Source organism: Leptothrix sp. (in: b-proteobacteria) (genome assembly GCF_965250675.1).
Classification (GTDB): Bacteria; Pseudomonadota; Gammaproteobacteria; order Burkholderiales; family Burkholderiaceae_C; genus Sphaerotilus.
Genome location: NZ_CBDFPH010000001.1, coordinates 858,686 through 872,195, shown reverse-complemented (window position 1 = coordinate 872,195; position 13,510 = coordinate 858,686). Strand labels below are relative to the sequence as shown.

The 13,510-nt window shown below is 65.5% G+C and carries 12 protein-coding genes; 6 read left to right on the top strand and 6 right to left on the bottom strand.

The features are described 5' to 3' along the window. The first annotated feature begins 108 nt into the window (after positions 1 to 108). Positions 109 to 2,472 (top strand): penicillin-binding protein 1A, encoded by a 2,364-nt coding sequence (locus AC5IG3_RS03925; protein WP_491904969.1) that lies wholly within the window; start codon positions 109 to 111, stop codon positions 2,470 to 2,472. Positions 2,473 to 2,479: 7 nt separating this feature from the next. On the opposite strand, the gene cyaY is transcribed toward AC5IG3_RS03925, so the two are convergent. Next, positions 2,480 to 2,818, bottom strand: a complete 339-nt coding sequence (gene cyaY, locus AC5IG3_RS03920) for an iron donor protein CyaY (protein WP_491905041.1) — start codon at positions 2,816 to 2,818, stop codon at positions 2,480 to 2,482. Positions 2,819 to 3,087: 269 nt separating this feature from the next. Between cyaY and lysA the strand changes: the two genes are divergently transcribed. Then, positions 3,088 to 4,356 carry a diaminopimelate decarboxylase gene (gene lysA, locus AC5IG3_RS03915; protein ID WP_491904968.1) on the top strand — a complete coding sequence of 423 codons (1,269 nt, stop codon included), beginning with the start codon at positions 3,088 to 3,090 and terminating at the stop codon, positions 4,354 to 4,356. A 34-nt stretch (positions 4,357 to 4,390) separates the two neighbouring features. Here the strand turns inward: lysA and AC5IG3_RS03910 are convergent, their stop codons facing one another. From AC5IG3_RS03910 to AC5IG3_RS03900, 3 genes are all read right to left on the bottom strand, one after another. After that, the gene (locus AC5IG3_RS03910; protein WP_491904967.1) at positions 4,391 to 5,020 is read right to left on the bottom strand and encodes a DUF3047 domain-containing protein; all 630 of its coding nucleotides are present in this window, start codon (positions 5,018 to 5,020) and stop codon (positions 4,391 to 4,393) included. Positions 5,021 to 5,309: 289 nt separating this feature from the next. Then, the gene (locus tag AC5IG3_RS03905) at positions 5,310 to 6,560 is read right to left on the bottom strand and encodes a porin (protein WP_491904966.1); all 1,251 of its coding nucleotides are present in this window, start codon (positions 6,558 to 6,560) and stop codon (positions 5,310 to 5,312) included. A gap of 191 nt (positions 6,561 to 6,751) precedes the next feature. Continuing rightward, the gene (locus tag AC5IG3_RS03900; protein WP_491904965.1) at positions 6,752 to 7,771 is read right to left on the bottom strand and encodes a porin; all 1,020 of its coding nucleotides are present in this window, start codon (positions 7,769 to 7,771) and stop codon (positions 6,752 to 6,754) included. 253 nt (positions 7,772 to 8,024) lie between these two features. Here AC5IG3_RS03900 and coq7 point away from each other — a divergent pair, with 253 nt between their 5' ends. Further along, positions 8,025 to 8,672, top strand: a complete 648-nt coding sequence (gene coq7 / locus AC5IG3_RS03895; protein WP_491904964.1) for a 2-polyprenyl-3-methyl-6-methoxy-1,4-benzoquinone monooxygenase — start codon at positions 8,025 to 8,027, stop codon at positions 8,670 to 8,672. Between the two features lie 7 nt (positions 8,673 to 8,679). Here the strand turns inward: coq7 and AC5IG3_RS03890 are convergent, their stop codons facing one another. Continuing rightward, positions 8,680 to 9,102: an OsmC family protein gene (locus tag AC5IG3_RS03890; RefSeq protein WP_491904963.1), complete on the bottom strand. Its 423-nt coding sequence runs from the start codon at positions 9,100 to 9,102 to the stop codon at positions 8,680 to 8,682. A 404-nt stretch (positions 9,103 to 9,506) separates the two neighbouring features. Between AC5IG3_RS03890 and ilvA the strand changes: the two genes are divergently transcribed. Together ilvA and AC5IG3_RS03880 are read left to right on the top strand one after the other, a co-directional pair. Further along, positions 9,507 to 11,099, top strand: coding sequence for a threonine ammonia-lyase, biosynthetic (gene ilvA, locus AC5IG3_RS03885; protein ID WP_491904962.1), 1,593 nt, complete (start codon positions 9,507 to 9,509; stop codon positions 11,097 to 11,099). Between the two features lie 59 nt (positions 11,100 to 11,158). Beyond that, positions 11,159 to 12,259, top strand: a complete 1,101-nt coding sequence (locus tag AC5IG3_RS03880; protein WP_491904961.1) for a nicotinate-nucleotide--dimethylbenzimidazole phosphoribosyltransferase — start codon at positions 11,159 to 11,161, stop codon at positions 12,257 to 12,259. Between the two features lie 21 nt (positions 12,260 to 12,280). Here the strand turns inward: AC5IG3_RS03880 and AC5IG3_RS03875 are convergent, their stop codons facing one another. Next, entirely contained in the window at positions 12,281 to 12,844 is a 564-nt protein-coding gene (locus AC5IG3_RS03875) for a hypothetical protein (RefSeq protein WP_491904960.1), read from the bottom strand. A 213-nt stretch (positions 12,845 to 13,057) separates the two neighbouring features. On the opposite strand from AC5IG3_RS03875, the gene gspG reads away from it, so the two are divergent. Then, a complete protein-coding gene (gene gspG, locus AC5IG3_RS03870; RefSeq protein ID WP_491904959.1) occupies positions 13,058 to 13,495 on the top strand; it encodes a type II secretion system major pseudopilin GspG in 438 nt (145 codons plus the stop codon). Positions 13,496 to 13,510: the final 15 nt, after the last annotated feature.

The window sequence follows — 13,510 nt, the reverse complement described above, 5'->3', positions numbered from 1 at the left end:
TCGCCTTCGACAGACGCCACATTCTGGCCTTGTCGCAAGAGCTCCAACCCCTGCGACAAGGCTGGGGACGCTTCCTATAATCTTTGGCCTGCAGCTCATCTTTTTCTCATGACAGACCCTTACAAATCTACCGCCTCCGCGCGCGCGTCGGCCGACGCAGAACACCACGTCGGCACCCGACTTGTGCGCTCGGCGTTGTGGGTGGTTGGCCTGATTGCGGCCGGGGTGCTCGCCGGCATGATTCTGCTGGGCATTGCGTTGGCCATGGCCTATCCGAAACTGCCCGAGATCAATAGCCTGGTGGATTACCGGCCCAAGCTGCCGCTGCGGGTTCTGTCCACCGAAGGTGTGCTGCTGGGCGAATACGGCGAAGAGCGCCGCAACTACCTGCCCATTGAGGAAATCCCTAAGATCATGCAGGACGCCGTGCTGGCGATCGAAGATGCGCGTTTCTACAAGCATGGCGGCGTCGATTACGTCGGCGTGCTGCGTGCCGGTCTGGAGAACCTGCGTGAAGCGCGCAGCCAGGGCGCCTCGACCATCACGATGCAGGTCGCACGCAACTTCTACCTGCCCACTGAAAAAACACTCACACGCAAGATCTACGAGATCTTGCTGTCCCTCAAGATAGAAACCTTGCTGAGCAAGCCGAAGATTCTTGAGGTCTACATGAACCAGATTTATCTGGGGCAGCGTTCTTATGGTTTTGCCGCTGCCAGTGAAATCTATTTCGGCAAACCGCTCAAAGATATCACCATCGCAGAAGCCGCCATGCTGGCCGGCCTGCCCAAAGCCCCATCGGCCTATAACCCGATCGTCAATCGCAAGCGGGCGGAAACCCGGCAGCGCTACATCATCGAGCGCATGTTCGAGAACGGCTATATCACAGCCGACCAGCGCGATCAGGCCCAGGCGCAGGTCCTTGTTTATCAACCGCCCCGTGAAACAGTGGCTCACGGAGAATATGTCGCAGAATCTGCCCGCCAGCTTGTTTTTTCACAGTACGGCGAAGACACCTATTCGCGTGGATTGAACGTCTACCTGTCGGTTCGAGCGGGCGATCAAGCGGCCGCCTACCGCGCACTGCGCAAGGCGATTCTGGATTTCGAGCGTCGCAAACCTTATCGCGGCCCGGAAGCCTATATCGACCTGCCGGCCGACCCCAAGGCGCTGGATACCCGTGTGGCCGAAGCACTGGACGAGCATCCCGACCAGGACGAACTGCGCAGCGCCGTGGTCACCGAAGCCAGTGCCAGAAAAGTGGTGGTCATCCTGCAGAGCGGCGAAGTCCTGAGCATCAGCGGCGAAGGCCTGCGCGGGGTGGCCTCGGCGCTGTCGGCCCAGGCGAGTGCCAAGATACAGATTCGACCCGGCGCGGTGATTCGCATCATCAAGGGCAGCAAGAACGACGCGTCCGTGGCGCAACTGCCCGAAGTGGAAGGCGCTTTTGTGTCGCTCGACCCGCAGACCGGCGAGATTCGCGCGTTGGTGGGCGGCTTCGATTACACCAAGAACAAGTTCAATCACGTCACGCAGGCCTGGCGTCAACCGGGTTCGAGCTTCAAGCCCTTCATTTATTCGGCGGCACTGGAAAAGGGTTTCGGCCCGGCCACGGTGGTCAATGACGCGGCGCTGTTCTTCGATGCCGGCGTCACCGGCAGCCAGCCTTGGGAGCCCAAGAACTACGACGGCCAGTTCGAAGGCCCGATGTCGCTGCGCCGGGGTTTGGCGAAATCGAAAAACATGGTCTCGATCCGGTTGCTGGACGCCATCGGCGCAGACTACGCGCAGCAATGGGTCACGCGTTTCGGCTTCGAAGCCGAAAAACACCCGGCCTATCTGACGATGGCGCTCGGCGCGGGTTCCGTCACGCCGCTGCAAATGGCGAGCGCTTATTCGGTGTTCGCCAACGGCGGTTATCGCGTCAATCCGCAACTCATCAGCCGCGTGACCGACAACCGGGGCAAGATCATCACACAGGCAACGCCCCAGGTGCTCGATGAAAGCCTGCGCGCGATTGATTCTCGCAATGTATTCGTGATGAACAGCCTGATGCAGGAAGTGACCCGCAGCGGCACGGCCGCCAAAGCCCAGCAAACCCTCAAACGGCCCGACCTGTACGGCAAGACCGGCACCACGAATGATTCGATGGACGCGTGGTTTGCAGGCTTCAATCCCAAACTGGTGGCCGTGGTCTGGATCGGTTATGACCAGCCGCGCAAGCTCGGCAATGGCGAAACCGGCGGAGGCCTGTCGTTGCCGGTGTGGATCGATTACATGAGCTACGCGCTCAAGGGCGTGCCGGTCAGTGAATACAGCGCGCCTGAAGGCGTGGTCAACGTCGGCGGTGAGTGGTACTTCGAGGAAAACACACACGGCAATGGCGTGGCGTCGCTGGGCTTGGATGACAAGCCGGTAGAGCCACCGGCGACCGAGGAGCGCAAGAGCATCCTCGACCTGTTCCGCAACTGAGGCAAGCTCAACCGGCGGGTGGCTCGAACCTCAGCGTCAAGCCGGCCTGAGCCGACGCCTGCACCGACAGCGCAACGAAGAAATCCTCACCGGTGCGGGTGTCGCGCCAGGCCCCTTCGCTCCAGCGGTAGTGGTAGCCGCCAGCCCGCGCGGCCAGCCACAACTCGTGCAGCGGCGGCTGGGTGTTGATGATGATCTTGCTGCCGCCGGGAAAGCTCAACTCCAGCAGGCCGCCGGTGCGCTGGGCGTCGATGTCGACCACGTCGTCATCAAGCCAGCGGTCAATCAGCGTCTCGATGGCCGCCAGCGCCTGACCGGTCAGGCGGTGGTACTCGGCGTCACTCAGCGGCGTGGTGGGTACGGCAGGGGGAATCGTCTGAGTCATGGTCGTTAAAATTCTTGGATGTTCAAAAGAGCAAAAACCAGTTTAGCGCCGGCCCCGGCCCCCATCCGACCAGGGTCTTGGCTGCTGTGCGCCGGCCTGTCCGGCGTGCTGCTGATCGGCTGCGGACAAAAGGGGCCGCTGTTCAGAACCGCACCCCACGCCGCACCGGTCTCCGCATCAGTCCCCGCTTCCGCCAGCCCGGCTTCCTCCCCCTCTTCCACACCCACACGATGAAACTTCCTGGCGAACCCTTCCTGGCCCGTCGCGGCACCGATCTGCACCTGGAAGACTGCCGCCTGGCAGATCTGGCGCAGCAGCACGGCACGCCCCTCTACGTCTACTCACGCAACGCCATGCGCGATGCGCTGGGCGCTTATCAGCGTGCGCTGGCGGGCCGGCCGCACCTGATCTGCTATGCGGTCAAGGCCAATTCCAGTCTGGCCGTGCTGCAGACCTTTGCGCAGGCGGGTTGCGGTTTCGACATCGTCTCGGCGGGTGAGTTGCAGCGCGCGCTCGCTGCGGGCGCCCCGGCTTCGCGCGTGGTGTTCTCGGGTGTGGGCAAGTCGCGTGCGGAGATGCGCATGGCGCTTCAGGTCGGCGTGCGCTGCTTCAACGTCGAGAGCGAGGCCGAGCTGGACGTGCTGTCGCAGGTGGCCGTCGACCTGGGCGTGCGGGCACCGATCAGCCTGCGCGTCAACCCGGACGTCGACGCCAAGACACACCCCTACATTTCCACCGGCCTGAAGGGCAACAAGTTCGGCATCGCGCACGACCGGGCGCTGGCCGTCTACCAGCACGCCGCCACGCTGCCCGGCATTGCGGTGCACGGCATCGATTGCCACATCGGCTCGCAGATCACAGAGATCTCGCCCTATCTGGACGCGCTCGACCGCGTGCTGGACCTGGTCGAAGCGGTGGAAGCCGCCGGCATCGCCATTCACCATCTCGACCTGGGCGGCGGCCTGGGCATCACCTACACCGACGAGCAGCCGCCCACGGCCGACGCGCTGGTGGGCGCCCTGCTGGCGCGCATCGACGCCCGCGGCCACAGCCAGCGCGAGATCCTGATGGAGCCGGGCCGCTCGCTGGTCGGCAACGCCGGCGTGCTGCTGACCGAGGTGCTCTACCTCAAGCCCGGCGAGGACAAGAACTTCTGCATCGTCGACGCTGCCATGAACGACCTGATGCGCCCGGCCATGTACGAGGCCTGGATGGGCATCGTGCCGTGCGTGGAGCGCGACGCGCCAGCGCAACTCATGGACGTGGTCGGCCCGGTGTGCGAGTCCGGCGACTGGCTCGGCCGTGACCGCGCGCTGGCCGTGCAGCCCGGCGACACGCTGGCGATCGTCTCGGCCGGCGCCTATGGCATGTCGATGGCCAGCAACTACAACAGCCGCCCGCGCGCGGCCGAAGTGATGGTGGACGGCGCCCGCGCCACGCTGATCCGCCAGCGCGAGCGCATTGAGTCACTCTACGCGGACGAAAAGCTGATCGACTGATCAGCCACGCGCCAGCCGCCACCCAAGCCGGCGCTCAGTTCAGCGCCAGCCCGGATTTACCCATCAGCCTGATCGGGCCGTAGAACGCCTCGGTCTGGCTTTGGGTGTTGTCGCTGTCGGTCATGACGGCCACGCCGATCAGCGCACCGGGATCTTCCCCGAACGCGCGGCGAAAGTCGGCCACCACGTCACGCTGATAGTTCAGCCAGTTGCGGCAGCGGCGGCCGCCCGACTCGACCACCACCTTGCGGATGCGGTCGCTGCGCGCGGCGGTGATGACGCTGTCGACCGGCGCGCGGTTGTCCCACACATACATCAGCGTCGCGTAGGGCGGGCGCTCGCCGGTCAGGGTTTCGGCCAGATCGAACATCATGCGATTGCGCATGGAGAGCTTGTCGGCGTCACCCTCGAACGCCAGCACCACGCGGACCGGAGCGTCCTCGGTATCCCCCTGCGTGAGGTCGGCCTTGTCCATCAGGGCCGGCACCTTCCAGCTGAACTGGACTTGATCGAGCTGCACGGGCTCCACGCGCATGGGGCGCCGCCACATGCTGGCCGATGAATCTGCCTGCGCATGCACCACCTCCCGGCCCTCCTGCATGAGCTGGGTGTAGCGCGTGCTGCGTTTGCCCGGCAGCAAGAAGGCCTGCCAGGGCGCGGGCAATGAAGCCGTGCTGGCAGGCGCGCGAGGCACAGTTGCGTCAGGCACCGGCGCAAGCTGCGCGCATCCGGCAGCAATGCCGACCATGGAGACGATCACGGAGAGGCGACCCCAACGCGCCCATCCCTGAGCCATCTCCACTGATGTTGCATCTTTCAATTCGACCCCGGCGCACGGCTTGGCTTGTGACATGAAAAAGCCGCCGAGCGAGGGCTCGGCGGCTGGTTTGATTCACGTCAGATTGTGCCGGAATGCACGCTTCGCGTACAAGCCCGGCGTGATGTGCAAACCATCAGAACCGGTGACGCACGCCCAGCGCGAGGTTGTTGGAGCTGGTGCCGGCCGTCGCCGTCACGCCACCCAGGAAACCGGCGCCGCCCGGTGCGGCTTGTGCCAGACCCTTGTTGTGGAAGCGCGCGACCACCGCATTGATGTCGGTGCGCTTGGACAGCGCATAGCTGTAGGCCACGCCGAAGGACTCGACATCCGCATTCCACTGCGTCTTGTCATCCAGGCGGCTGTAGGCCACATAAGACGTCAGCGCACCGGTGACCAGCGTGTAGCCGATGTGCATCAGGTGCGCATCCTGCTTCAAGCCGGACACGAAAGCGTTTTGCACCAGCGCGCCTTGGGCGGCCGTTGCGCCCTGGCCCTGCAGGGTGGTGCTGATGGTCGAGACATCAGTCGGGTGATCGTCCTTGACGCTCGCAAACGCGGTGGATACCGTGCCCGGGCCGATGGCTGCCGTGCCGCCCAGCACCAGCGTGGAGAGCGACTTCTCGCCCAACTCGTTGTTGCGGGTGTTGTAGCCGCCGCCCACCGAGAAGGCCTCGGTGCGATAAACACCTTGCACGCCCCACAGACGGCGCGCCGAAGGGGAGCCACTGACACCACCGAACGCCCACATTGCGCTGGCCGTGATCGGGCCTTGCTGGATGCGGTACGACAGCGCGTTGTCGACGCGGATGTCTACCGCCGACGGCAGTGCCGCCACCTGGCCCAGCTGCAGGCTGGACTGGGCCTTGAGGGTGTCGAAGTTGACCACCGCCTCATAGCCCGGCGTGTACTGACGACCCGCCAGGATGGCGCCGACCGGCGTCACCAGGCCCGCATAGATCTGCCGGTCCCAGAATCCACCGCGTACGTTCACGCCCACGGAATTGCCGATCGATGCTGCCACGCCTGACACCGCTGGCTGCAGTGCGGACGGCAAGCCCAGGATGACGGCATTGTTGAGGCGATCCGGCAACTGCGTGCCCGACGCCGGGCGGTTGCTGACCGTGCCGTTGTTGAGTTCGAGCCGGCTTTCCATCGTGAACAGCGCACGCCAGCCGCCACCGATGTTTTCATTGCCCCGCACACCCAGACGCGAGCCATCCATGATGCCGCTGACGATCTGGTTGTTGGTGCCGCCCTTGAGGCCGGTGACGCGGTTGAACCCAGCATCGACCAGACCGTAGACCTGCACGCCCTCCGGGCTTTGTGCATAGGCGGCGGCGCATGCAGAGGCCAGCAGCGTCCACACCAGGATTTGTCTTTTCATGAAAGTCTTCCTCGTTAAATAAAACGGTCGTGCTATTTTGAGCCAGCGCAATCCGTCCGGGTGACGCGTGTTGCCAAGCTGCCACGCAGGCTTTCCCTGAGTTTCTGCCACATCAGCGCCTGAAACGAAAAAGCCGCCCCGGAGGGCGGCTTGTGCATTCAAGCATTAAGCCTGTTGACGCTGGGCGTCAATCAGAACTTATGGCTGACGCCGATGTCGAACTGTTCCTTGCGAGCCGTAGCCGAAGTCACTTCTGCACCGCCAGCCTTGCTGAAGTCGGAGTAGATCATGGTGCGCTTGGACAGCGCGTATTCCAGACCAACGCCAGCCTTCTTGGCCTTGCCAGCAACGTTGCTGATATCCATTTCGCGGTAGCCGGCCTTGAAAGTGAACGCGCCGTAAGGCACTTGGGCGCTCACGGAGACGCGCGTGTCCGTCGGCTTGGTCGTCGTGGCGATGGTGATGTCGTCGTTCTTCTCGTACTGAGCGAACAGGACAGCGAAGCCAGCGTTGTACTTGGCGTACAGGCCGACGGTGTCGAGGTCGTTGCCGTTGCGGTCGTACGTTGCAGCGACGCTGGCCGGGCCGAAAGCGAATTCAGCGCCGAAACCTTGCGGCTTGACCTTGTTGCCGACTTGGGTGCCAGCGCCGTCCTGGGCTGCCACGGCAGCGTGACCGACGAAGCCACCGAAGTTGGCGGTACGCACGTACACCGTGCTGTTGGAGCGCAGCGAGGCGGTTGCCACGTTGAGCGAACGGCCATCAATGTGGACGCTGCCCACGGTGTTGGTGCCGAAGGCGTCGTAGTTGCCGTTGATTTCCTGGTTGGGCATCAGCATGCGACCCAGGCGGATGTCACCGATCTTGGTGTTCTTCAGGCCGACGAAGGCATTGCGGTAGAACGATGCGGCGGTGTCAGCAGTTGCGCCGGTGGTCACCGAAGCAGCCACGCCGTTTTGGCCGTTCTGCACGCCGCTCTGCAGGTTGAAGCGGTGGTTCAGGGTGAAGAAGGCGCTGTTGCCGTTGCCCAGATCTTCCACGCCCGAGAACGTGATGTTGTTGCGCGACGAACCGGCGCCAGTCATGGAGGTGTCGCTGTTGGCGCGACGGATGCCTGCATCAACGTTGCCCGACAGGGTCACCGACGATTGAGCGGCGGCGGCGCCAGCAAAGCCAGCCAGGACGGCGAGAGCGATGAGAGTCTTGTTCATGAAGCGAACTCCTAGGTTGGTCTAACTTGATCTGAGGCTGAGGAATCGATGAATAACACCGGTTCAGACCCGCCTCCTTTTCGGAAGCTGGCACTATTCCACCAGAGCGCCACAAGCCTTGCCAAGCGGGACGCTACGTAAACGACAGAAGTCGTTGCCCCTGTGCAACACATGCGTTTTCGCTAGCACCGATACCGCTTGCAAGCCGTGCGCCAGATGACATAACAGTGAAATATTCTCAATCTCTGCAGCCATGACTCGACATTTATCCGCCCTTGATCACTGGCTGGCCGCTGCCGACCAGAGCCTGCGCACTGTGTGGGGCCAGCATCACGCCCGCCGACCGATGCCTCAGCCACGCAACGACACAAGCGACGCACCGGAACTCAGCGCCGAGGAGCGCCGCCTGGCGGGCGGGCTGATGCGGGTCAACCATGTGGGCGAGGTGTGCGCGCAAGCGCTCTACAACGCCCAGGCCCTGGCAACACCCGACCCCGCTTTGCGTGATCACCTGGAGGCTGCGGCGCGCGAGGAAACCGACCACCTGGCCTGGACCGAAGAGCGGCTGCGGGCGCTGGGCGCACGGCCGTCGCTGCTGAATCCGCTGTGGTATGCCGGCGCCTTCGCCATCGGCTACACCGCCGGGCGCATGGGGACGCGCACCAGCCTGGGTTTCGTGATCGAGACCGAACATCAGGTGGAACATCACCTGCAAGGCCACTTGGACCGCCTGCCGGCGCACGACGACGCCTCACGCGCGGTGGTGGCGCAAATGGCCGAAGACGAAGCCCGTCATGCCCGCGAAGCGCTAGACCGCGGCGGCGTGGCGCCACCCGCGCCGGTGCGCTGGCTCATGCGCGCCGCCGCCAAGGTCATGACGACGACGGCCCAGCGCATCTGATCAAGCGTCAGGCCTGCACGACCTCGGTTTCCAGCACGATCTCGGCCGTCTTGGCCAGCATCGCGGTCGCGGAGCAGTATTTGTCGTACGACATCTGCACCGCGCGCTGTACGGCGGGCTCGGGCAGGCTGACGCCGGTGACGATGAACTTCATCACGATGCGGGTGAAGACCTTCGGGTCGGTGTCGGCACGGTCGGCCAGCACTTTGACCTGGCAGCCTTGCACCTGGTGCCGGCCGCGCTTGAGGATCAGCACCACGTCATAGGCGGTGCAGGCGCCCGCGCCGGCCAGCAAGGTTTCCATCGGGCGCGGCGCCAGGTTGCGGCCGCCGCCTTCGGGCGCGCCATCCATCGTGATGAGGTGGCCGCTGCCGGTTTCGGCAGAAAACGCCATGCCGGAGGCCGGCATCCAGTTGATCGTGCATTCCATCTTGAGTGCGCCGTGGGTTGAATGGACAGGCGCCGATTGTGCCGGCCGTACGTCGGTGTAACAAACAGCAGTGGTTCGTTGCACAGCCACACAAAGCCCGACTAGAATAAAACCTATTGAGGCAGCAACAGGTTCTTGTCAATACTTGACAGCCCTGATGTCAAAACAGCAAGACAAAGACGTCCGACTGCTGCCTACGCCAAGATTCTTGACCAGTTGTCTCCTCCACCCTTCTCTAAAAGGTGGATTAAGCCCGAGGTGTACGCCTCGGGCTTTTTTTTGCCCGCGCGGCACGGCATCGGTCCACAAGCACGCCAAGGCGCCATCATGGCGCTCGCTTATGATTTCGGGCTATTTCGTCACGATTTCATTCACCTTGCCGGCCTTCCGCGCCCGTCCATCCCATGCCCACTGCGCGCCGACCGAAGACCCCTGCCCCCAGCACCGCTGCCAAGACCTTCAAGCCGACGCCCGCGCAGCAGGCGATGCTGTCGAGCTACCTGCCGCGCATCCTGAACGCCCGTGTTTATGACGTGGCGCGGGAGACGGATCTGGGTGTGGCACAGAAGCTCTCAGCCAGGCTCGGCAACACCGTGCTGTTCAAGCGCGAGGACACGCAGCCGGTGTTCAGCTTCAAGCTGCGCGGTGCGTACAACAAGATGGTCAACCTGAGCGCCGAGCAGCGCGCACGCGGCGTCATCTGTGCCTCGGCCGGCAACCATGCCCAGGGGGTGGCGTTGAGCGGGCGCAAGCTCGGCTGCCGTGCGCTGATCGTGATGCCGGTGACCACGCCCGAACTGAAGGTCGACGCCGTGCGCGCGCTCGGTGGTGACGTCGTGCTGCACGGCGAGAGCTACAACGATGCCTACGACCACGCCATGACGCTGGCGGCCGACCAGGGCCTGACCTTCGTGCACCCCTTCGACGACCCGGACGTGATCGCCGGCCAGGGCACCATCGCGATGGAAATCCTGCGCCAGCACCCGGGGCCGATCGACGCGATCTTTGTGGCCATCGGCGGCGGCGGGCTGATCTCGGGCGTGGCGGCCTACCTGAAAGCGGTTCGCCCGGAAATCCGGGTCATCGGCGTGCAGACCACCGACTCGGATGCCATGGCGCGCTCGGTCGAGGCCGGCAAGCGCGTGCGCCTGGGCGACGTGGGCCTGTTCTCGGACGGCACCGCCGTCAAGCAGGTGGGGGTGGAAACCTTCCGCATGGCGCGCACGCTGGTCGACGAGTTCATGCGCGTCGACACCGACGCCGTCTGCGCGGCTATGAAGGATGTGTTCCAGGACACGCGCTCGGTGGTCGAGCCGGCGGGCGCGCTCGGCGTGGCCGCCATCAAGCAGTACGTGGCGCGCACCGGCTGCACCGGCCAGACGCTGGTGGCCATCACCTGCGGCGCCAACATGAACTTCGACCGCCTGCGCTTCGTGGCCGAGCGGGCCGAGGTCGGCGAGCAGCGCGAGGCGCTGTTCGCGGTGACGCTGCCCGAGGAGCGCGGCTCGTTCCGGCGCTTCTGCGAGCTGATCGGCCCGCGCAACGTCACCGAGTTCAATTACCGCATCTCCGACGCGCAGCAGGCGCACATCTTCGTCGGCCTCAACACGCGCCAGGCGGGTGAGTCGGCCGAGATCGCCACGCTGTTCCGCGACAACGGCCTGGCGGCGGTCGACCTGAGCCACGACGAACTCGCCAGCGACCACGTGCGGCACCAGGTCGGCGGGCGCTCGCCGCTGGCGGCCAACGAGCGGCTGTTCCGCTTCGTCTTCCCCGAGCGGCCGGGCGCGCTCACGCGCTTCCTCCACAGCATGCATCCGGACTGGAACATCAGCCTGTTCCACTACCGCAACCAGGGCGCGGATTACGGCCGCATCCTGGTGGGCATCCAGGTGCCGCGCGCGGATCGGGCGAGCTTCCGGCAATTCTTGGACACCTTGGCGTATCCCTGCGTCGAAGAGACCGACAACCCGGTGTACCGTCTGTTTCTGCGCTGAGTGGCGAGGTTGCGCGAGATCCGCCTCAGCCGCTTGATCCGCCCACCGCGCCACCGCCCATGCCCATCGAATCCTCCCCCCTGGTTGCGTCCACCTCGCGGCCCTCGCTCGAACAGGCGCTCAAGCTCAAGCTGGAACGCCGGGCCGAGCGTGGCGGCCGGCTCGGTGAACTCGACGCGCTGGCGGTGCGCATCGGCCTGATCCGCAACTCGCTGCGGCCCCGTCTGCAAGCGCCGCAACTGCTGATCTTTGCCGGCGACCACGGCCTGGCGGTCGACATCGCGGCGCCGCTGGCGCGCAACAGCACGGCCATGGTCGAAGACATCCTGCACCACCGCGTCGCGCTGCCGGTGCTGGCGTACCAGCAGGGCTTGCAGTTGCAGATCGTCGACGCCGGCCTGGCCACGCCGCTGCCGGCGCGGCCAGGCGTGCTGTCGCGCAAGATTGCCCACGGCACGCGCCACTGCCGCATGACGCAGGCGATGAGCCTCGATCAGGTGAACGCGGCCATCCGCGCCGGCACCGAAATCGCCGAAGACCTGCCCGGCGACGCCATCGGCTGCGCGGGCCTGGGCGTTGGCTCGGCCGAGACCGCCGCACTGCTGATCAGCCACCTGACGGGCCTGACGCTGGCAGAAATCGTGCAACCCGGCCTGCCCCAGCGCAGCGTCACCGGCAGCGCACCGCTGAGCGCGCTCATGCCCGCGCTGCAAGCCGCACAGGCACGCCACACCGGGCTGGATGATCCGGTCGAAATCCTGGCCGCCTACGGTGGTTTCGAGACCGCAATGATGGTCGGCGCGCTGCTCAAGGCCGCCGAGCAGCAGCGCCTGATCCTCATCGACGGCCTCGCCGCCTGCGCGGCGCTGATCGTCGCCACCCACATTGCCGGGCCCGTGCCCGACTACTGCGTGTTCTGCCGCAGCACCGAACACCCGGGGCTGGACACGGTGCTGTCAGGCTTTCAGAGCACGGCGCTGCTGACGCTGGGGCTGGAGAGCCTGGACGGCACCGGCATCGCGCTCAGTTGGCCGCTCGTCCATGCCGCCGCCGCGCTGCTCAGCGATGTGAGCGACACCGACACGCACGCCGATCTCACCCAGACGCCGGGCGCAGACGCCGAGAACTTTCGCTACGCGCTGACCCAGCCGGGCGCCTGACGCTCGCGCTGAACCGATCCTTCAGCGGATCACGGCTGGCGCCATCGACGCATCGATTTCCAGATTGGCAGGCGGGGGCGGGATGCCCGGCAGCCCAGGCGGCACGCCCAACGTCATGCCGGGTGACACGCCCGGCGCAGGCGTACCGTTCACGCCGCCAGACCCCACGGTGACACCCACACCGGCGCCCAGTTGGCCGGTGGCTGCAGCCGGCAACGGCGCCAGGTCCAGCCCCGCCACGGCCGGGCCGCCAGCCGGGCCGATTTCCACCCGTCGCGCACTGACGCTCTGCAGCACCCAGTCACCCTCGACCACCGCGCCAACACGAATCGCGCGGGCCGGCTTGCCATCAATGCTCAACAGCGCCAGCCCCGCCGAGGCGGACCGCTCGTTGGCGGCCGCCATCACGCCGATCAGACGGAAGCGGCTGGCGATCTGCGGCTCGGCCACCACCGTGGCCGACGTGGCAGCCGGGCCGGCCAGCAGGCGCAGCACGTCGCCGCGCGCGGCCTGGTCCACGGCCACGGTGCGCGCCTGGGGCGGCATCGGCGCACTGCGCGTGCCCAGGCGCAAACCCCAGAACACGGCGCTGGCAGCCAACGCCAACCACACCAACCCAGCCCACCCTGCCGACCAACGTACTGTCATAGCTCTCAATGAAGATGCCAGCATGAATCTGGCGCGTGAATCTGGTGGATGAACCGGTGGAAACACCCGCACTCGTGCTGCCGATTATGATCGACCGGCTTGGTCCCGCACCCCACTTCACTCACCTCACGACGCCACCCCGACGCCCCGATGAAGAGCCTTCAACGCCTGAACCATGCCGCCCGACGCGGCTTCACCCTGATCGAGTTGATGGTGGTGCTGGTCATCATCGGCGTGCTGGCCGCGCTGGTGGTGCCCAATGTGCTGGAGCGCGCCGACGACGCCCGCGTCACCGCCGCGCGCACCGACATCAACAACCTGATGCAGGCCCTCAAGCTCTACAAGCTCGACAACCAGCGCTACCCCAGCGCCGACCAGAGTCTGCAGGCGCTGGTCGCCAAGCCGACTGCCGCGCCGGTGCCGTCCAACTGGAAGCCCTACCTCGACAAGCTGCCCAACGACCCGTGGGGCCGCCCCTACCAGTTCGCCAACCCGGGCGTGAAGGGCGAGATCGATGTATTCAGCTTCGGCGCGGACGGCCAGCCCGGCGGCGAGGGCAAGGATGCCGATCTCGGCTCCTGGCAGTAAGCCGCGCCGGCGGCG

Excerpts from the sequence above, each read along its gene's own strand:
- lysA (WP_491904968.1), top strand. The coding sequence starts at position 3,088 with ATGAAACTTCCTGGCGAACCCTTCCTGGCCCGTCGCGGCACCGATCTG.
- AC5IG3_RS03880 (WP_491904961.1), top strand. The coding sequence starts at position 11,159 with ATGCCCATCGAATCCTCCCCCCTGGTTGCGTCCACCTCGCGGCCCTCG.
- gspG (WP_491904959.1), top strand. The coding sequence starts at position 13,058 with ATGAAGAGCCTTCAACGCCTGAACCATGCCGCCCGACGCGGCTTCACC.
- AC5IG3_RS03890 (WP_491904963.1), bottom strand. The coding sequence starts at position 9,102 with ATGGAATGCACGATCAACTGGATGCCGGCCTCCGGCATGGCGTTTTCT.
- coq7 (WP_491904964.1), top strand. The coding sequence starts at position 8,025 with ATGACTCGACATTTATCCGCCCTTGATCACTGGCTGGCCGCTGCCGAC.
- AC5IG3_RS03905 (WP_491904966.1), bottom strand. The coding sequence starts at position 6,560 with ATGAAAAGACAAATCCTGGTGTGGACGCTGCTGGCCTCTGCATGCGCC.
- AC5IG3_RS03900 (WP_491904965.1), bottom strand. The coding sequence starts at position 7,771 with ATGAACAAGACTCTCATCGCTCTCGCCGTCCTGGCTGGCTTTGCTGGC.
- AC5IG3_RS03925 (WP_491904969.1), top strand. The coding sequence starts at position 109 with ATGACAGACCCTTACAAATCTACCGCCTCCGCGCGCGCGTCGGCCGAC.
- ilvA (WP_491904962.1), top strand. The coding sequence starts at position 9,507 with ATGCCCACTGCGCGCCGACCGAAGACCCCTGCCCCCAGCACCGCTGCC.